This is a genomic window from Kitasatospora sp. GAS1066B (genome assembly GCF_041262605.1).
In the GTDB taxonomy this organism is placed as follows: domain Bacteria; phylum Actinomycetota; class Actinomycetes; order Streptomycetales; family Streptomycetaceae; genus Kitasatospora.
Genome location: NZ_JBGCCO010000056.1, coordinates 1 through 19,760, shown reverse-complemented (window position 1 = coordinate 19,760; position 19,760 = coordinate 1). Strand labels below are relative to the sequence as shown.

General features: G+C 74.1%; 11 protein-coding genes. 5 read left to right on the top strand and 6 right to left on the bottom strand.

Features of this window, described 5'->3' with window-relative positions; genetic code table 11:
- Nucleotides 1-253 precede the first annotated feature (253 nt).
- Both eccCa and ABH937_RS36345 read left to right on the top strand, forming a co-directional pair.
- Nucleotides 254-4,204, top strand: coding sequence for a type VII secretion protein EccCa (gene eccCa / locus ABH937_RS36350; protein WP_280694446.1), 3,951 nt, complete (start codon nt 254-256; stop codon nt 4,202-4,204).
- A 504-nt stretch (nt 4,205-4,708) separates the two neighbouring features.
- Nucleotides 4,709-6,115, top strand: coding sequence for an APC family permease (locus ABH937_RS36345; RefSeq protein ID WP_370220698.1), 1,407 nt, complete (start codon nt 4,709-4,711; stop codon nt 6,113-6,115).
- A gap of 84 nt (nt 6,116-6,199) precedes the next feature.
- On the opposite strand, the gene mycP is transcribed toward ABH937_RS36345, so the two are convergent.
- From mycP to eccB, 4 genes are all read right to left on the bottom strand, one after another.
- Nucleotides 6,200-7,501, bottom strand: a complete 1,302-nt coding sequence (mycP, locus tag ABH937_RS36340; RefSeq protein ID WP_348533719.1) for a type VII secretion-associated serine protease mycosin — start codon at nt 7,499-7,501, stop codon at nt 6,200-6,202.
- 59 nt (nt 7,502-7,560) lie between these two features.
- Nucleotides 7,561-7,857, bottom strand: coding sequence for a WXG100 family type VII secretion target (locus tag ABH937_RS36335; protein ID WP_370220697.1), 297 nt, complete (start codon nt 7,855-7,857; stop codon nt 7,561-7,563).
- A 93-nt stretch (nt 7,858-7,950) separates the two neighbouring features.
- On the bottom strand, nt 7,951-8,259 hold the full coding sequence (locus tag ABH937_RS36330) for a WXG100 family type VII secretion target (RefSeq protein ID WP_280694442.1): 309 nt from the start codon (nt 8,257-8,259) through the stop codon (nt 7,951-7,953).
- A gap of 191 nt (nt 8,260-8,450) precedes the next feature.
- Entirely contained in the window at nt 8,451-10,037 is a 1,587-nt protein-coding gene (gene eccB / locus ABH937_RS36325) for a type VII secretion protein EccB (RefSeq protein ID WP_280694441.1), read from the bottom strand.
- Between the two features lie 152 nt (nt 10,038-10,189).
- On the opposite strand from eccB, the gene eccE reads away from it, so the two are divergent.
- The 3 genes from eccE to ABH937_RS36310 all read left to right on the top strand — a co-directional run bounded on the left by eccE (nt 10,190) and on the right by ABH937_RS36310 (nt 14,855).
- A complete protein-coding gene (gene eccE, locus ABH937_RS36320; RefSeq protein WP_370220695.1) occupies nt 10,190-11,578 on the top strand; it encodes a type VII secretion protein EccE in 1,389 nt (462 codons plus the stop codon).
- Nucleotides 11,578-12,348 (top strand): hypothetical protein, encoded by a 771-nt coding sequence (locus ABH937_RS36315; protein WP_280694439.1) that lies wholly within the window; start codon nt 11,578-11,580, stop codon nt 12,346-12,348. Before eccE ends, ABH937_RS36315 begins: the two co-directional genes overlap by 1 nt.
- Before the next feature lie 185 nt (nt 12,349-12,533).
- Nucleotides 12,534-14,855: an AAA family ATPase gene (locus ABH937_RS36310; RefSeq protein ID WP_370220694.1), complete on the top strand. Its 2,322-nt coding sequence runs from the start codon at nt 12,534-12,536 to the stop codon at nt 14,853-14,855.
- 69 nt (nt 14,856-14,924) lie between these two features.
- On the opposite strand, the gene ABH937_RS36305 is transcribed toward ABH937_RS36310, so the two are convergent.
- Both ABH937_RS36305 and ABH937_RS36300 read right to left on the bottom strand, forming a co-directional pair.
- Nucleotides 14,925-15,869 carry a bifunctional riboflavin kinase/FAD synthetase gene (locus ABH937_RS36305; RefSeq protein WP_280694437.1) on the bottom strand — a complete coding sequence of 315 codons (945 nt, stop codon included), beginning with the start codon at nt 15,867-15,869 and terminating at the stop codon, nt 14,925-14,927.
- Between the two features lie 51 nt (nt 15,870-15,920).
- The gene (locus ABH937_RS36300; RefSeq protein ID WP_370220692.1) at nt 15,921-19,472 is read right to left on the bottom strand and encodes a serine protease; all 3,552 of its coding nucleotides are present in this window, start codon (nt 19,470-19,472) and stop codon (nt 15,921-15,923) included.
- Nucleotides 19,473-19,760: the final 288 nt, after the last annotated feature.

Here is a 19,760-nt window from a genome sequence, read left to right as displayed (position 1 = left end):
GTGCGCCGCGTCCACCGGAGTTGGCGCTGCGTCACCCTATCGTCCGCCCGGCCTGCGCGTGCGACGGGTAGGTGTGCACGCGCCCTCTCACCGCGTGACGGGGCTCGGTAGGATCGGCCCCTGCGCAGGGCGCAGTACCGGGGGCGGGTTGGATCGCCGCGGTGTCGCCTGCGGTCCGCGGCGGGGGCAGGGCAGTCACAGGGGCGCCTCCTCCGGGGCCTGACGAGTCGCGTGAGGGCTGGTGCGGAAGTAAATGAGTGTCGTGACGGTCAAGCGTCCGCCCCGGGCGTATCCGCCTGTGGTGCCGGACGAACCGGTGGAGCTGGTCACCCCGCCCGAGCTGCCCCGAGGGGGTGGCAACGACTGGATGATGAGCATGCTGCCGCTGCTCGGCATGGGCGGTTCGGCCGCGTTCTTCTTCATGCCCGGCACCGCGCCGATGATGAAGATCATGGGCCTGCTGATGATGTGTTCCACCGCCGGTATGGGTGTGGCGCAGGTGGTGAAGGCCCGTAAGGGCGGTGGTGCGGGCCTGGCCGACGAGCGGCGCGACTACCTGAAGTACCTGCAGCAGATGCGCCGTCAGGTCCGGCGCACCGCCGAGCGTCAGCGCGGCGCCCAGCTGTACCTGCACCCCGAGCCGGACCAGCTCTGGTCGATCGTGGCCGAGGGCCGCCGGCTCTGGGAGCGCCGCCCGAGCGACCCGGACTTCGCGCAGATCCGCCTGGGTCGCGGCGCGCAGCAGCTGGCCACGCCTCTGGTGGCCCCTCAGACCGCGCCGATGGACGAGTTGGAGCCGCTGGCGGCGGACGCGATGCGCAACTTCCTCCAGGCGCACGGCACCCTGCAGGAACTGCCGCTGGCGGTCTCGCTGCGGGCGTTCTACCACATCACGGTCTGCGGCGACCCGGACGGCGTGTACGGCAACGTGCGGGCGATGATCGCCCAGTTGACCACCCTGCACTCCCCCGACGACCTGGTGGTCGGGGTGGCGGCCGCCCCCGGCTCGCTGGAGGAGTGGGAGTGGGTCAAGTGGCTCCCGCACAACCAGCACCGCAAGCAGAACGACGGCGCCGGCTCGCGCCGGCTGATCGCGGCCGGCCTCGGCGAGCTCGAACTGCTGCTGGAGGACGAGCTGGCGGGCCGGCAGCGGTTCACCCGCGACGCCGGGCCGCAGTCGGACCAGCCGCACCTGGTGGTGATCCTGGACGGCGCGGCCGTCCCGCAGGACTCGCTGCTGGCCTCGGCCGACGGCGTGCACGGGGTGACCGTGATCGAGGTGGTCCCGGGTGACCTGGACGAGCCGACCGGGCACCTGGTGGTCACCGTCGGGCAGCGCGAGCTGCTGCTGGAGTCGGCCTCCGGCGCCTCCTACTCGGGCAAGCCGGACCTGCTCTCCGCCTGGCAGTCCGAGGCGCTGGCCCGCCAGCTGGCGCCGTACCGGATCTCGGCCGGCGGCGACGACGAACCGCTGCTCTCCAACCTGGACTTCACCGATCTGATGGGCGTCGGCGACGCCGGCTCGGTGGACGTCTCGCGCACCTGGCGCCCGCGCGCCCAGCACGAGAAGCTGCGGGTGCCGATCGGCGTCGGGGCCAACGGCGAGCTGGTCCAGCTGGACATCAAGGAGGCCGCGCTGGAGGGCATGGGCCCGCACGGCCTGTGCGTGGGCGCGACCGGTTCCGGCAAGTCGGAGCTGCTGCGCACGCTGGTGCTCGGCCTGGCGATGACGCACTCCTCGGAGACGCTCAACTTCGTGCTCGCCGACTTCAAGGGTGGCGCCACCTTCGCGGGGATGGCGGACATGCCGCACACCTCCGCGGTGATCACCAACCTGGAGGGCGAGCTCACCCTGGTCGACCGCATGCGCGACGCGATCGAGGGCGAGCTGAACCGCCGTCAGGAGCTGCTGCGTTCGGCCGGCAACTACGCCAACCTCAACGAGTACGAGCGGGCCCGGATCGCCGGCGCGGCCCTCGACCCGCTGCCCTCGCTGGTCCTGATCATCGACGAGTTCTCCGAACTCCTCACCGCCAAGCCCGACTTCATCGACATGTTCATCCAGATCGGCCGGATCGGCCGATCCCTGGGCGTGCACCTGCTGCTGGCCTCGCAGCGCCTGGAGGAAGGCAAGCTGCGCGGCCTGGACACCTTCCTGTCCTACCGGATCGGTCTGCGCACCTTCTCGGCCGCCGAGTCGCGGGCCGCGATCGGCGTCCCGGACGCCTACCACCTGCCGCCGGTGCCCGGTGTCGGTTATCTGAAGTTCGGCACCGACGTGATGGACCGCTTCAAAGCCGCCTACGTCTCGGGCCCCTACCGGGCGCCGGGCCAGCAGCGTTCCAGCGGCCGGATCTCCACCGTGCAGCCGATGCTGTTCACCGCCGCCGAGGTGGCGATCACCGAGCCGGTGGTGATGGAGGTCGAGCCGGAGCCGGAGCAGCTCGACGACGCGCTGGTGGACACCGTGCTGGACGTGATCGTGCAGCGGATGGTCGGCCAGGGCCCGCCGGCGCACCAGGTCTGGCTGCCGCCGCTGGACGAGGCGCCGAGCATGGACCAGCTGATGCCGCCGCTGCAGGCCACCCCCGAGCGCGGCCTGACCTCGCCGGAGTTCGGCGCGCTGGGCCGCCTGGTGGTGCCGGTCGGCATCGTCGACCGGCCGCGCGACCAGCGCCGCGACGTGCTCTACCAGGACTACTCCGGCGCGGCCGGCCACGGTCTGGTGGTCGGTGGTCCGCGTTCCGGCAAGTCGACGATGATCCGCACCATGGTGACGGGCTTCGCGCTCACCCACACCCCGGTGGAGGCCCAGTTCTACCTGCTGGACTTCGGCGGTGGCGGTTTCCAGTCGCTGCAGGACCTGCCGCACGTCGGCGGGGTCGCGGGGCGCCTGGACGTCGACAAGGTGCGCCGGATGGTCAGCGAGGTGCACGGGGTGCTGAACCGGCGCGAGGAGCTGTTCCGCGCCACCGGCATCGACTCGATCACCACCTACCGCACCCGCCGGGCCGCCGGACAGCTGCCGGACGAGCAGTTCGGCGACGTCTTCCTGATGGTCGACGGCTGGCTGACCCTGCGGCAGGAGTTCGAGGTCCTGGAGCCGGTGATCACCGACATCGTGGCGCGTGGTCTGGGCTACGGCGTGCACGTGATCCTGACCGCCGCCCGCTACGCCGAGGTCCGCCCGGCGCTGAAGGACGCGCTGCAGAACCGCACCGAGCTGCGTCTCGGTGATCCGATGGAGTCGGAGATCGACCGCAAGGTGGCCCAGAACGTGCCGGTCGGCGCGGCGGGCCGCGGCCTGACCGGCGCCAAGCTGCACTTCCTGAGCGGACTGCCCAGGCTGGACGGCTCCTCGGCGGTGGACGACCTGGTGACCGGCGTGGCCGGGCTGGTGGAGGCGGTCGACGCCGCCTGGAGCGGCCCGCGCGCTCCGCAGGTCCGGATGCTGCCGGCGGTGCTGGACGGGCAGTCGCTGCCCAAGGGCTTCGAGCAGCCCGAGCGCGGTGTCGCGTTCGGTGTGGACGAGGTCGAGATGGCGCCGATCTTCGTCAACTTCGAGACCGACCCGCTCTTCATCGTCTTCGGTGAGAGCGAGTCCGGGAAGTCGGCGCTGCTGCGGATGCTGATCAAGCAGATCACCGAGCGGTACACGCCCGACCAGGCCGGCATCGTGATCGGCGACTACCGGCGCGCGCTGCTCGGCACCGTGCCGCCGGAGTACCTGGTGGAGTACGCGGCCGCGCAGCCCGCGATGACCGCGATCGTGGACATGCTCCGCGGCGCCTGCGCCCGCCGCCTGCCCGGTCCGGACGTGACGGCCGAGCAGCTGCGCAACCGCAGCTGGTACAGCGGCAAGGACATGTTCGTGATCGTGGACGACTACGAGCTGGTCGCCACCTCCTCCGGCAACCCGATGTCGCCGCTGGCCGAGTTCCTGCCGTTCGCCCGTGACATCGGCCTGCGCGTGATCATCGCGCGCAGCTCGGGTGGCGCGGCGCGCTCGCTCTTCGAGCCGGTGATGCAGCGGATGCGCGAGCTGGGTGGGCAGGGCGTGCTGCTCTCCGGCAACAAGGACGAGGGCGTGCTGCTCGGCACGGTCAAGCCGCAGCCGCTGCCGCCGGGCCGCGGGCTGTTCGTGTCGCGCCGGATCACCAGCGGGCAGATGGTCCAGACGGGCTGGCTGCCGCAGCAGCAGTAGTCACCGAGTGTGAGGAAAAGGGCCGGGTGCGAGCAGTCGCACCCGGCCCTTTCGGCTGCATACCCGTCCAGCTGCTGGAAAGTTATGAACCAATTTCGGCCGCTGGGCTGCGGTTCTCGTGGTGCGGCCGACGTGGGCGCGCAGGCCCGCGAGCGGTTCCGGCCCGCCTGGAGCAGCGACGATCGCTGCCCGCAAATGCCTTTGAATCGTGCTGGCATTGGCCAGTTCACCTTTGATTCATGCCCCGCTGGCCAAAGGTAACAAGTCGGACATCAATCCCGGCAACCCGTCGTGATCACTGATCGGAAGCTTGTGCCCCGTTAGCGCGACGGATTCCGAAGGTCAACCGCCATTGACGCAAGCTTTACGCCCCCGCACCATGGCGACTCGGGAGCGACAGGCAGAACCGAACACCGGGCGACCCTCGCGGAGGCGATACCGCTCCCCACCCCAGCACCGCACAGGACCGCGCACTCCAAGCGCTGAGCCGATCGGACCCCCCTGATGACCGACACGCTTCGCCCACCCGCCACCTCCCCCTCGGTGACGGTCAGTACCGCCGACGCCCCGCGCAAGCTCCAGCGCTCGCTGGGCGTCGTGGGCGGAACGCTGCTCACGCTCTCCTGCGTCACCCCGGCCTCCTCGCTCTTCGTCCTGGTTCCGACGCTGTTCAACTCGCTCGGCACCGCCACCGCGCTGACCATCGGTATCGGCGCGATCCTCTGCGTCGCGGTGGCCTTCTGCTACTCCGAGCTCGGCACCCTGATCCCCAGCGCCGGCGGCGAGTACGCGATGGTCGGCACGCTGGCCGGGCGGTTCGCGGGCTGGCTGGTCTTCATCCAGTCGCTGATCGTGGTGATGATCGTCCCCTCGGTGATCGCCATCGGGACCGCCGCCTACCTGGCCCCGATCGTGCACGTCAGCGGCCCGGTGGCGGGTGCGGGCGTGATGCTCGCGGCCACCGTGGCCGGCCTGCTGGACCTGCGCGCCAACGCCTGGATCACCGGCGTCTTCCTGGTCCTGGAGGTGATCGCGGCCGGTGTGGTGTCGGTCCTCGGCTTCGCGCACGGCCAGCGCGGCGTCTCGTCCCTGTTCCACGGCGTGGTGGCCGGCGACCACGGGGTGACCAGCCCGGTGGGCCTGGGCGCGATGCTGGCCGCGATGGGCACCGCGCTCTTCGTCACCCAGGGCTTCAGCACCGCGATCTACCTCTCCGAGGAGCTGGAGAACCCGCGCCGCAACGTGGCCCGCACGGTGCTCTGGACGCTGGGCCTGTCCGCCGTGGTCATCATGGTCCCGGTGATCGCGATCACCCTGGGCGCCCCGGACCTGGCCACCCTGACCGGCGGCGACATCTCCGGCATGGTGGCCGGCTGGAGCAACTCGGCGCTGGGCACCTTCATCAGCCTCTGCATCGCGCTGGCCATCATCAACGCCGGCATCGTGATGGTGATCCAGAACTCCCGGGTGCTCTTCGCCTCCGGCCGCGACCGGGCCTGGCCCGAGCCGATCAACAAGGCCTTCGGCACCCTGAACCGGTTCAACGCCCCCTGGGTCTCCACCCTGGCCGTCGGCGTCCCCGGCGCGGCGCTCTGCTTCGTCCCGGGCCTGCTGCTGACCAACATCACGGGTGTCGCGGTCGCCGCCCTCTACCTGCTGGTCGCGGTCGCCGCCCTGCTCTCCCGCCGCAGCGCCCACAAGGACACCCCCGCCTGGCGCCAGCCGCTGTGGCCGGTGCTGCCGGTGCTGCTGATCGCGATGCTCTGCTACGTGCTGACCCAGCTCGACCACACCGCGCTGGTCTGGACCGGCGCGATCACCGTCATCGCCTCGCTCTACTGGGTCCTCTACCTGCGCCCCCGCCAGGAGACGCGCTGGGTGATCACGCTGCCGGAGGACGAGCAGCTCTGACCCGAGCTGGCTCGTGAAGCGGCCCGGACACCCTGCTGGGGGATGTCCGGGCCGCTTCGCGCTGCCGGGGTGCGGAGAGGACCGTCAGGCCCGGCCGCGGCGGCGGTAGTCGCGCAGCACGACCGAGCCGCCGAAGAGCAGCGCGACCGCCAGCAGCACGCCGGCCAGCACGTAGGTGGCGGTGCGCCGGTCGCGGTCGGCCTGGGTCTCGCCGAGGCCGAGCGGCTGCGGCATGATCGGGACGCCGGCCAGCTTGACCGTCGCGTCGGCGCTCGGGGCGTTGGCCGGCGGGTCGGTGTCGTCGACCGCCTTGACCGGGTCGATCACGCCCCAGCCGATGTACTTGTTGGCGCCGTGCTCGGTGCGCTGCGCGGTCTGCTCGATCCGGGTGCGGATCTGCTGGGCCGTCCAGTCCGGGTGCGCACCGCGCAGCAGGGCGGCCACGCCGGCCACGTACGGGGCGGCGAAGCTGGTGCCGTTGTCCACGCACTGGCCGCGGCCGGGGACGGTGGAGAGCATGTCGACGCCCGGGGCGGCCACCTTGACGAAGTCGCCGTACTCGGAGAAGGAGGCGCGTTCGTTGTTGCGGTCGGAGGCGCCCACCGCGAGCACCGAAGGGTAGGCGGCCGGGTAGACGGGGCCTTCCAGGCCGTCGTTGCCGGCGGCCGCGACCACCACCACGTTGTGCGCCTCGGCGTTGTCGATCGCCTGCTTGAGCGTGCCGCTGTCACCGAAGCTGCCGTCGGCGTTGGTGCCCCGGACGTCCTGCGAGATGTTGATCACCTTCGCGCCGTCGGCGACCGCGTTGTTGATCGCCTTGGCCATCGTCGCGACGTTGCCGCTGCCGGCGTCGTCGTTCTGCCGGATCGACAGGATCTGGGCGTTCGGCGCGAGCCCGACGAAGCCGACACCGGAGAGCGGCGAGGCGGCGATGATGCCGGCCACCTTGGTGCCGTGGCCGACGGTGTCCTGGGTCGCGGGCCCGACCGACTGGTTGGCGTTGTTCGGGTCCGTCAGCAGGGTGCCGCCGTCCTGCACCTTGCCGGCCAGCTGCGGGTTCTGGTTGTCCACGCCGGTGTCGATCACGGCGACCAGGACCCCGGCACCCTTGTTGTTGTTCTGCCACAACTGGTCGAGCAGCACCCGCTGCAGCGCCCACGGAGTGGCCGCCACGTCCTTGGCCGGGAACTGGCAGTCGCCGGCCGCGGCGATGCTCAACGGGGACCAGTGCACCCCGGGCGGATCCGCCGCCGCGGGCCCGGCGGCCGTCCCGCCCAATACCCCCAGCACCGCGCCGACCGACGCGATCCGGCTCAGCCTTCGCCCCAACGCCACCTGGTACCCCTCGACTTGCTGCGCTATCCGGACATGCGGCAGGGCGGGCACCCAACGGCACCCGCCCCGCCAACGCGGTTCACCCGACGCCCATCAGGGGCGGAGGTGAATCAGCCCGCCCAGATCTGGGCGTTCGCGTTCTCGGTCGAGGTGTAGCTCTGGTGCGCGTTGTCCAGGGCGGCCGCGATCTGGTTCAGCGTGTTGTGCAGGTCGGCGGCCTTCTGGTCCCAGGTCGCCTGGCGGGCCTGGTAGCCCTCCTGCGCCGAACCGGTCCACGAGCTGGCGATCCGCTGCACGCCGGCCTTGAGGTCGTCCAGCTGCTGCTGGATGCGGCCGGCGGTGGCGCGGACCTCAGAGCCCGCGTCCTGGATGGTGGCGAAATTGACCTTGATGTGTCCGTCGGACATGGTGGCTCCTTGTCAGGGAATCGGTGGATCGGGGCGCCCCGGTCCGGGGCCGCCCCGTACGGTCTACGCGGCTGTGCGGCCGTGTACCGACGCTCAGGCGCCCTGGACTCCGCCGAGCGAGGAACGCTGCTCCTCTTCGGTCTGCGAGTACTTCGAGGTGGTGGCGTCGATCGCCCCACGAATCTCGTCCAGCACCGTGTTGAGCGCCTTGGCGTCCTCGTTCCAGCGCTCCTGCAGCTGGTGGTACGCCGTCGCGGCCGCGCCCTGCCATCCTCCGGCGATCGAGCTGACCAGCGCGTTGAGCTTGGAAAGCTCGCCCTGGATCTGCTGGTTGACCTCGTTGATCTTGCCGGAGAAGGCGCGCATCTCCTCAGCGGTCGTCGTGAACTGACTACCGGCCATGTTCCACCGTCCCCCATGAGACAGACTAAATATCCGGGCGTATGGTCACCCAGGCCACCCGAACGGCACCACGGTGTGATGCCTCGGCAGCACTGTAGTCGCCACTGCCGACACTCCCAACACCGGGAGCTGTTTGGTTACCAACCCATGACGTTGCGCGGGCCTTGGGGGCAACCGTTGCTGACCACGGGTCAGGAGTTCTGCACCTGGGTGGCCGCGTTGGTGTTCAGCTCCGGGCCGGCCGGGATCAGGTTCGACCAGGCCTTGGGCACCAGCACCGGCGTGGTGTTCTGGTAACCGAGCCGGTCCTGGGCCTGGTTGACCTGCTGCTGGGCCGGCGCCGGGCTCGCCGACGCAGCCGCGGTCGGCGTCGGCGAGGCGCCGGCCACGGTGCCCTCGCTGCTGGCCGGCACCGAGTAGCGCAGCCCGGTCTCGGTGATCAGGTAGTCGCTGCCGGAACCGTCCGCCGTGTTGTCCATCGCGCGGTAGAACAGCCCGTGCCCGGGGCTGACGTAGGCGCTGGCCGCGCCGGGCGTGAAGGCGGCGGGGTAGTCCGTGCCGGCCCAGACGCTCTGCGCGATGCCGCTGCCCGACAGGCCCTCGAACGTCGAGCAGACCACCTGGTGCGCGGGACTGGGGCCGGGGCCGCCGGCGTTGACCGAGGCGCCGGGCTTGGCGGTGGGCCAGTCGGCGTCGTTCGCCAGCGGGGTGACGGTGTTGTAGTACTTCGCGTTGTCGGCCGGGGTGATCTCGGAGTAGCCGGGATTGCCCTGCTGGTTGCCCTGCTTGTAGGCGTTGGCGGTGATCGGTGCCTGCCGCAGCAACTCGGCCTGGAACGGGGTCACCTTGTACAGCTGGCTCTTGCCGACCACGTAGTCGGTGCCGTCCGAGGTGACCAGCCGCCCGACGTACCGCTGGCTCTGGTCGGAGAGTTGGACGTCGGAGGGGGTCGGGGCGCCGGCGGACATCCCCGGCACCTGCGGGAAGCCGATCGGGCTGCCCGGCGCGAGCGTGGCCAGCCAGTCGTCGCTGACGTGCTCGGGCTGGGCCCCGTTGCCGAAGAGCGCGATCCGCAGCGCCGTCAGGTCGTTGTCGGACATCCCGGATGTGCCGATCGGGTGCGCACGACCCTGCGGGTCGACCAGAAACTGGGGACCGGGCACACCGTTCTTCTGCAAACCCTGCACCCAGAGCGACTGGCCGTCACCGAGCTTGCGGTCAGGCCGGGCCAGGGTGGCCGCGTCCGCGCCGGCCGTCACGAAGACCGCCTGGTTGGGGTGGTCGGCGTCGGAACCGGGCCGGTCGCAGACCGACCACTTCTTCGCCGTGCCCGCGTCGGTGGCGCTCGGCAACTTGTCGGGCGCGTACGGGATGCCGATGGTCGGGCCGTGCGACGCGTAGTTGTCGATCGCCGAGTCGGCGACGATGACCACCTTGGAGTTGACCGGCAGGACCAGCTTCGCCGACGCCATGTTGAGCACCGGGTGCAGCATCTTGGTGCCGTCCGCGCTGGTCAGCACGACGTAGCGGGTGGTCGAGTCCTTGCCCAGGATCACGTTGCTGCCGTCGGCCCAACCCTGCGGCGCGGTCGGCTTGATCAGCCCCCAGGCGCCGAACCCGGCCACCAGCACCGCGGCCACGACGAGTGAGGGCACCACCGCGCGGATCGGCCGCGGCGCGTCCTCGTCACTCCCGCCACCGACCGGTTGCAGGAAAGCACCCACCGTGCGCTTTCGCGCGAACGTGTAGGCGTTCAACTCGTCCCTGCGTGATGCCATGCTGCTTGGCCCTCCCCTGTTCCAGGCCGCCCGCCCGCCTCCGGTCCCTGCTGACCCTCTACGATGCGGCAGACGGTGATTACGGTACGGGTACTGTTCTACGCCCGGCCAACCGGGCCGTGACAGCGAATCAGAGAGGGTCACCCGGGGGAATGCCAAGCCAGACCGCGCAAGGGCGACGCAGGGCGGCACAGGGCGGGAAAGCGGGCCCGCGCGGCGCGACTGTCCGACCGGCCAAGGGAATCCAGGACCAGGGCGGCGGGCCGGCGGCCGTGCCGGTGAAGGTGCATCCGCGCCCCGGGCTGCTCGGGGGTCGGCTGCGCCTGCAGCAAGTAGTGCTCATCGAGGTGGCGGTGGCCCTGGTCGCCGTCGGCTGGACCGTCAACCGCATGGTCGCCGGCGCCTTCGCGGTGCCCGCCGTGCTGCTGCTGGTGCTGGCCCTGGTCCCGGTGCGCGGGCGCAGCCTGCCCGAGGCGCTGCGGATCCGCACGGCCGCCCGCCGCCGGCGTCGCGAGGCGGCCGGCAACGTGCCGCCGCCGGGCACCGACCCGGGCCTGGCACCCGCGCTCGAACTCGAGCCGGCGCTGCGCACCTACACCCACGCCACCGAGGCCGACCTGGGCGTCGGCCGCCCGGTCCGCCGTGAGACCGGCATGATCGGGGACGGCACCTTCCTCACCTCGGTGCTGCTGGTGCAGGCCAAGGACCAGCCGCTGCGGCCGATGCGCACCGCGCTGCCGCTGCCGCTGGACGTGGTCTGCTCGGCCCTGCGGGTGGACGACATCGCGCTGGAGTCGGTGCAGTTGGTCCAGCACACCCAGCCCGCCCCCGCCCCGCACCTGCCCGACCACGCGCTGGCCAGCCGCGCCTACCAGGAGCTGCGGGACGGGGTCACCACCCCGGCGCTGCGGCTGACCTGGGTGGCCCTCAAGCTCGACCCGCAGCGCGCGGCCACCGCCGTGCTGGCCCGCGGCGGCGGCGAGGAGGGCGCCCGCAAGGCGCTGCAGCGGGTCACCGACCAGCTCGCCGGACGGCTCAACGGGGCCGGCTTCAGCGCCACCGCGCTGGACGAGCGGGAGCTGATCGGCGCGCTGTCCATCGCCACCTGCGCCAACCCGCTGGCCACCGCAGGACGGCAGGGCACCGGCAGCGGCGGCAGCGGCACCCGCAGGACCCAGGAGAACAGCCGGTTCTGGCGGATCGACGACCGCTTCCACACCACCTACTGGATCTCCAAGTGGCCCCAGCTGAGCCGCTCCGGCGGGTCCGGCCAGGGCGTCTCGGCCGCCGAGCTGGTCAACCTGGCCACCGGCACACCGGCGCTGGCCAGCGTGTTCAGCCTGACGGCGCGCCCCGGCACCGGCGACTCGGTGGCGATCACCGGGCACGTGCGGGTGGTCGCCCGCAGCGAGGCCGACGCGGCCCAGTACGGCCGGCTGCTGGAGCAGCGCGCGCAGAGCGCGGGCCTGGGCCTGTCCCGGCTGGACCAGGAGCAGGCGCCCGGCCTGCTCGCCACCCTGCCCCTGGGGGGATGTGCCTGATGGCCTACCAGACCTACTCCGGCCACGGCCGCCCGCAGCCCGGTGACGAGCGGCCCAGGCCGCTCACCCGGATCCGGGCCGGCTTCGGCCTGCGCGGCCCGCGCCGCGAGCAGCACGTGCTCAACCCCGAGGAGCTGGCGGCGCTCAGCGTGCCGGTCGGCGACGACGGGGTGGTGATCGGCGAGGACCCGCAGCGGCAGACCGCGGTGCTGGGCCTGTTCCGGCCCACCTCCTACGACGTGGTACTGGTCGGCGGTGTCTGGACGGCCCAGGTGGTCGCGCTGCGGGCGGCGGCGACCGGGGCCCGGGTGGCCGTGGAGACCGCCCGACCGCAGCTCTGGGCGCCGCTGGCGCAGGCCGCGGGCGGCGGACAGCCGTGCGTGACGGTCCACCAGATCGGCCGGCTCGGCGCCCAGGGGGCCTCCGTCTCGGCGCCGGTCCTGGTGGTCCGCGACCTCGGACCGCGCCCACCGCGCAGCCGGCTCTCGGCCACCCCGTGGCAGTCCACCCTGACCCTGCTGCCCTTCCTCGGCCCGAACGCGGCCCGGGTGCTGAACGCGGCCGACCTGGTGGGCGTGCAGCGGGTCGCCCCGCAGGAGGCGGAGCTGATCGGGCGGGTGCTGTCGCTGGGCGGCCAGGACGTGGCCGCGCTGCCGACCCTGGGCGACGACATCACGCTCTGGGCCACCCGGATCCGCCGGCAGTACGTGCGCACCGAACCGGGCGCGTCCGAGCACCAGTTGCTGGGTCCGGCCCGCCGGGTCGACTGATCCGGCCGCGCTGTCACCGGTCCGGGTGACAGCGCCGATCGGTCGGCCAGACGGACTGCGGCGGGGTGCGGGTGACCGTCGGCTCGGACCAGAACCGACGGCGCACTCAACGTGGCGAGGTGCAGGTTCTAGTCTTGTGCCTGACCGCACCGCGAAGAGCGGCAGCGAACACGAGGGAGCCCAAGGTGAGTAGCGATCGGGACGGCGTCTACGTCGGCGACAATGCGGCGGAGGACGACGACGACTGGTCCGACGCCCCCGACTACACTCCCCCGTCCTGGTACACCCAGGGCGAGGCGGCACCGGCTGCGCCGGCCGTGGCGACCCCACCGGTGCCCGCGGCCGCCTCGGCGCCGGAAACCGTAGCGACGCCGCCCGCGGCGCCGGCGGCCGACCTGCCCGTGGCGCCCGCGCCGCAGTCGAGCGCGCCGGTTGCGGCGCCCGCACCGGCACCGGCCGCCGAGTCGGTACCGGCCGCGCCGGCCGTGACCGCGGCCACGCCCCCGGTCGTGCCGAGTGCGCCGGTCGCCGTCGAGCCGGTCGCCGCCGCCCAGCCCGCGGCGCCCGTGCAGCCCGGGCCGCCTGCCCAGCCTGTCCAGCCCGGCCCGCCCGTCCAGGCGGGGCCGCCCGCCCAGCCTCAGCCTGTCCAGCCCGGTCCGCCCGGTCCGCCCGGCTGGCCCGGCGCCGAGCAGGGTGGCTACCAGGCCGGCCCGCCGCAGCCCGGCTACGGCTACCCCAACAGCGCCTACCCGCCCAGCGCCTACCCCGCGCACCTGCAGCCGGGCCAGCAGCAGCCGCAGCACGCCCAGCCGATGGCACCCGCCCAGCCGCACCCTGCGGTCGAGGTCGCGCCGCCCGGCCCCGGCGCCCCGTGGGCGCAGCCGCCGGCCGCCCCGCAGCCGGGCATGCCTCAGCAGGGCATGCCGCAACCAGGCGTTCCTCAGCCGGGTGTGCCGCAGCCGGGTGTGCCGCAGGCCAACGCCCCGCAGGCCAACACCCCGCAGACCGGCCCGGTCGACCCGCGCCAGGGCGGCTGGCCGGCGCCCGGCACCGGCCAGCCCGGGCAGCTCCCGCCGCAGGCGGGTCCCCCGGTCGCCCAGCCCTACCCGGCGCCGGTGGCCTACCCGCACCAGCAGGCTGTCCCACAGCCGCCCGCAGCCTTCCAGCAGCCGGGCGCCCAGCAGCCGACCGCGCACGGCGCCCCGCTCGGTTACACCGCCGCCGTGGAGCTCTCCTCCGACCGCCTGCTGCGCAGCCAGCCCAAGCAGCAGCGCCAGGCGCCGCGGCTGAAGTTCGGCGGCAAGGCCGCGCAGGCCGAGCGCGAGCGCAAGCTGACGATCATCCGCACTCCGGTGATGAGCTGCTACCGGATCGCGGTGATCAGCCTCAAGGGCGGTGTCGGCAAGACCACGACCACCACCTCGCTCGGGGCCACCCTGGCCAGCGAGCGCCAGGACAAGGTGATCGCGATCGACGCCAACCCGGACGCGGGCACCCTGGGCCGCCGGATCAAGCGTCAGACCGGCGCGACCATCCGCGACCTGGTGACCGCGATCCCGCACCTGCGCAGCTACATGGACATCCGCCAGTTCACCTCGCAGGACCAGAACTCCGGCCTGGAGATCCTGGCGAACGACGTCGACCCGGCGGTCTCCACCACCTTCAACGACTCCGACTACCGCCAGGTGATCGACGTGCTGGGCCGCCAGTACCCGATCATCCTGACCGACTCCGGCACCGGGCTGCTCTACAGCGCGATGCGCGGGGTGCTCGACCTGGCCGACCAGCTGATCATCGTCGCCACTCCGAGCGTGGACGGCGCCAGCAGCGCCAGCACCACGCTGGACTGGCTCTCCGCGCACGGCTACGCGGACCTGGTCCAGCGCAGCATCACCGTCGTCTCCGGGGTGCGCGAGACCAGCAAGATGATCCGGATCGAGGACATCGTCGCGCACTTCGAGACCCGCTGCCGCGGCGTCGTCGTGGTGCCCTTCGACGAGAGCCTGGCGGCCGGTGCCGAGGTCAACCTGGAGATGATGCGGCCCAAGGTCCGCGAGGCCTACTTCGAGCTGGCCACGCTGGTCGGCGAGGACATCGTCCGGGCCCAGCAGGCCGCCCACCAGAGCAGCGGCTGGCAGCAGCAGGCGCAGCAGCAGCCGGGGGTGCCGCCGCAGCAGCAGTGGACCGGTCAGCCCGGACCGGTGTCGCCGCAGCAGCAGCCGTGGGGGCAGCCGGGTCCGGAGGGCCAGGGCTACCCGGCGCAGGAGGGCGGCCAGCCGTGGGGCGCGCCGCCGCCGGCCCAGCCGTGGGCACCGCAGCCGGGGCAGCCCGGACAGCAGGGCCCGCCGCCGGGCTACGGTTACCCGCCGCCCGGTGCCCCGCAGCAGCCGGGCCCGCCGCAGCAGGCGCTGCCGCCGGAGTGGGCGCAGCAGCAGCCCGACCACGGGCAGCCGCAGCCCCCGCAGCAGCCCGGTTACGGTTACCCGCCGCCGCCCGCGCAGCAGTGAGCCGATGCCGCGGCGCCCGCCCCGATGCGTATCGGGGCGGGCGCCGCGGGGCGTTCTGTTGACGGACCGTCAGCTCTGCTCGGTCAGCTCGCGGGCCTGCTTGACGTCGTCGGCCATCCGGTCGAGCAGCGCCTCGATGGTGTCGAACTTCTCCATCCCGCGCAGGAAGGCGAGGAAGTCGACCGCCACGTGCAGCCCGTACAGGTCCAGGCCGACCCGGTCGATCGCGTAGGCCTCCACGGTGCGGGCGGTGCCGTCGAAGGTCGGGTTGGTGCCGACCGAGATCGCGGCCGGCATCCGCTCGTCCCCGACCGTCAGCCACCCCGCGTACACCCCGTCGGCCGGGATCGCGCTGTGCGGCACCGTGTCCACGTTCGCGGTCGGGAAGCCCAGGTCGCGACCGCGCTGCGCACCGCGCACCACGATCCCCTCGACCCGGTGCGGACGGCCGAGCACCTCACCGGCCCCGGCCATGTCGCCTGCGGCGACCAGCCGGCGCACCAGCGTGGAGGAGAACGGCTCGCCGCCGCCCGCCGCGCCGCGCACCTGCAGGTCGACCAGCTCGACCTCGAAGTCCGCGGCCCGGCCCAGCTCGGCCAGCAGCGCGACATCGCCCGCCGCCTTGTGCCCGAACCGGAAGTTCGGGCCCTCGATCACCAGCCGCGCGTGCAGGGCGTCCACCAGCACCTGCCGGACGAAGGTCTGCGGCGACTCCTTCGAGAACTCCATGGTGAACGGCAGCACCAGCACGGCGTCCACGCCGAGCGTCGCCATCAGCTCGGCCCGACGCGGGTGCGGGGCCAGCAGCGGCGGGTGGCTGCCGGGGCGGACCACCTCGCTCGGGTGCGGGTCGAAGGTCACCACCACGGCCTTGACGCCCAGTTCACGAGCCCGGGCGACGGCCCGGTTGATGATCAGCTGGTGCCCGAGGTGCACACCGTCGAAGGAACCGATGGTGACGACGCTGCGTCCCCAGTCGCCGGGAATATCCTCCAGGCCACGCCAGCGCTGCACCCTGACCGCTCCTCTTCTTCCGCCACTGCTCACATGCTCGAACTCGATCCCCTATAGCGTGCCATGCGCCGCTCCGCGCCCCGGCACCGGAACACCCGCTGCGTGCGGCAGCACGGCCGTCACCGCCCGCACCGGCGTGCGCTCGGCCTCGGCCGCCGCGTACTGCGGGTCGCGGCCCTGCGCGAGCAGCCCGCGCATCCGGGCCAGCAACGGCCCGCCGGCCAGTGGCCGGGCAGCGGCGGGCCACTCGGCGAGCAGTTGCGCGAAGTCGGCGCTGCGGCCCGCGCAGCGCACCAGCAGCGCGTCCCAGCGCTCCGGCCCGCCGTCACCGCGCTCCCAGGCGTCCGCGATCCGGCAGACCACCGCGCGGGCCCGCTCCGGGTCCTGGCGGACGGTGCCGTTGGCCAGCCGCTCCAGGACCGGGGCCAGCACCGCCGGATCCCGCTCGGTGGCCAGCAGCCGGTCCAGGAGCTCGCGGCGCAGCGCGTTCGCCGGCTCCGAATCGTGCCGCCCCGCGGCGTCCTGCGGTGCGGCCAGGACCAGCGCGAAGGCGCGCCGGACCGGCGCCGGCCGCTCACCGGGCGCGCCGAGCAGCGCGGTCAGGTCGCCCCGGCCCGCCGTCCCGAGGGTCAGCCGCCGGTTCAGGTACTCGGCGACCAACTCGGCCCGCTCCGGACGGTCCCGCAGCAGGCGCCCGGCCAGCCGGGTGGCCGGATCGGGCAGCCCGCCCGGCGCCCCGGCTCCGGCCCCGGTGCCCTGGGCCGGGGCGTCCGCGAGCACCCGCAGCACGGCTGCCGCGCCGGGTCCCGGACGCGCCAGGCGGGCCTCGAAGGCGGCCAGCACGGCAGCGGCATCGGTGGCCAGCGCCAGGCCCAGCACCTCCGGGCTGACGAATGGGTCGTCGGCCGCGTACGCCGCCAGTGCGGCGGTCAGGTGCCGGGCCCGGCTGACCGGATCACGGACCAGCAGCGCCAGCGCGGCTCCGTGCAGGCCCGGTTCGGTCTCCCGGGCGAGCAGGGTGAGCGCGGTGTGGCGCAGCAGCTCGCGCCCCGCGCCGGTGGCGTACGGGGCGGCGCGCAGCGCGTGCACGGCGGCCGCCACGTGGCGCTCGGGGCGGGCGTCGTGGCTCCACCGGTCGACGGCACGGCAGAGCGCGGAGGGTTCCTCGACCGCGAGCACGGTCAGCAGTGCGTCGGCGCGCGGGTGGGCGGTAGCCACCAGTGCCTCCGTCAACTCGTCGACGCCCAGGGCCCGGTGGGCGAAGAGCAGGTCGTGCGCGAGGTCGGCGACACTCGCCCCGGGACGGGCGGGCAGGGCGCGGCCGTCCTCGAACCAGCGGCACAGCGGTGGGAAGGCCGCCGCCCCCGTCGCGGCGAGCCGGGCCGCCGCCGCGGCGAGGAAGCCCTGCTCCGGGCCGTCCGCCCGGACCAGCAGCCGTAGCAGCGCCCAGCAGCGTTCCGGCGGCAGGGCGAGGTCGGCCCAGAACCCGGGGCCGAAGCGGGCCTGCGACCCCGGCGGCGTCGCCGTCCGCGCCGAGCCCGTCCGTGCCGAGGCCGCCGACTGCGCGATCCGCTCCGCCAGCAGCTCCAGCAGCTCCTGGTGCGTTTCGGGGTCCGGGCTGGCCCGCAGGCCGGCCGCCAGTAGCCGGGCCGCCCACCAGTGCACCTCGCCGGCCTGCTGGTCACCGCCCAGTTGGTCACCGTCCGCCGCGTCCGGCCGGGCCAGCGGGCGCCAGAGCCGGCGCAGCCACGGGTCGAGCCCCGCCGCCCCGCGCACTCGTGCGAGCGAACGCAGCGCCGCCTCCACCGCGCCCACCCGGTGCCGGGGCATCGTCCGCCGGGCGCCGGGGCGGTCGTCGTCCGCCAGCAGCAGGCGCAGCGCCGCGTCCAGATCCAGGTGCTGGCCCTGCAGCCAGTCCGCGACCTCCTCGTGCGCCAGCCGGTAGCCCTCGCCCGCCGGCACGAAGAGCCCGTCCGCGAGCACCGCCGCCGCCCAGCCGCCGGCTGCCGGGAACAGCTCCTCGAACACCGCCGGCGCCAGCCCGCCCTGCCCCGGCCCGAGCATCCGGCGGGCCGCCTCGTGCACCCGTCCGGCCGCCGCCATCGCGAGCCGGCGCACCCGCTGCGGCGCGATCACGGTTACCGGCGCCGTGCCGCCCTTGCGGTGCGAGGCGGGGCGCACCCCCTCGCGGGCGAGCCGCTCGGCGATCCGCAGGCAGCGCAGGTCGAGCCACCCCTGGTACAGCTCGGCCGGGCCCGCCCCCGTCGGGTCGGCACCGGCGGCCCGCAGCTCGCCCGCCAGCCGGAGCAACAGCGGGCTCACCGACTGCTGACTCACCGTCACCCCGTGGCTGCGCGCGGCAAGTTCCAGGGCCGGCCCGCCGAGCGGGCTGAGCCGGTGCAGCCGCACCGACCCGTCCGGCCCCGGCGGCGCCGGGTCGAGGGCTGCCGCGTACTGCTCCCAGCTCTCCGGACGGCAGGCCACCAGCAACCGGGCGGGCGCCTCGGTCAGCCAGGCCAGCGTCGCCGTCCACCAGGCCGCTCCGAGCGCTCCGGGCGCCTCCTCCGGCGCGTCCAGCACCACCAGCAGCGGCCGACCGCCGGCCGCGCAGACCCGGGCCAGCGCCGCCTCGTCCACCCCGGCGGCGAGCCGGGCCAGCGTCCTGGCCAGGGCCGCGCGCAGGCAACGGTCCGGCGCCCGCAGGTCGGCGCCGCGCAGCCAGAGGGTCGGCAGCGGCGTGCCGGCGCCGGACCGGCGCACCGTGAGCGCCGCGAGCTCGGTACTGCGCCCGCTGCCGGGCTCGCCGACCAGGACCGTCAGCGGCACCCCCGGCTCCTCGCCGCACAGGCCGTCGGCTCGCTCCACCCGGTCGGCGGCCAGCTCGGCGATCCGGCCCGGTCCGGCGCTCGCCGCCGCGAGCTGGCGGGACGCCAGGCGGAGCGCCCCGCCCAGGTTGAGCGCCGGCCCGTAGGCGGGCGCGGCGACCGCGTTGCGGCCCAGCAACGCGGCGAGCTCCGCCGGGCCGGCGGCCCGAGCGGCGGCGGCCAGCGGGATCGCGCCGGCCAGGTCGGCCGGCAGCCCGCGCAGACCGGGGGCCAGCAGGCCGAGCACCACGCCGGTCGCGGGGTCGAGCACCGGCAGGCCGGCCACCGGATCCGTCCCGGGTGGCAGCTCGAGCAGCAGCACGCCCGACAGCAGCCCCGCCTGCCGGCCGGGGCCGCCGGTCAGCGCGCCCGCGGTGCCGATCAGCGCACCGCGGCCGATGCCGGGCAGCAGCACGTCCTGTCCGGGCGCCGGGGCTGCCTCGGCCACCGGCAGCGGTGCGCCGGCCGTGCCCTGACTCGTCGTCAGCCAGGCCAGCCCGAGGTCGGCGCAGCGGGTCAGCGCGCCCGGCCCGACCGCACGGGACTCCCCGGCCGCCGTCCGCACCCGCAGCCCCTCCCCGCGCGCGGCTACCTCGGCCACCACCTCGTCCGCGGTGAGGACCGTGCCGGTCAGGTCGGCCCAGAACCCGTGCCCGAGCGTGCGCCCGGCGCTCGTGCTGATCCCGACCAGCGCCCCACCCGGCTCCGCCGGGTCGCCGCCCCACAGGTCACCAGCCATCCGTGCTGCCCTCCCCGGCGGCCCCGGTGGACACCCGTCGGGCCCGTCACCGCTGCCGTGCTCGCCGCCGGGAGCTTGCCCGCGCCAGGCCCCGCGCGACCCCGACCGCCCCTTTCACCACGCCCCTTCACCTCGCGCGCTCTACCATCCGGGTGAGAGGTGAGCTGTGTCACCTCGAGAGCAGACGGGTGGGGGGGGGGGGGGGCGGGGGGGGGGGGGCGGGGGGGGGGGGGCCCCCCCCCCCCCCCACCCCCCCCCCCCCCCCCCCCCCCCCCCCCCCCCCCCCCC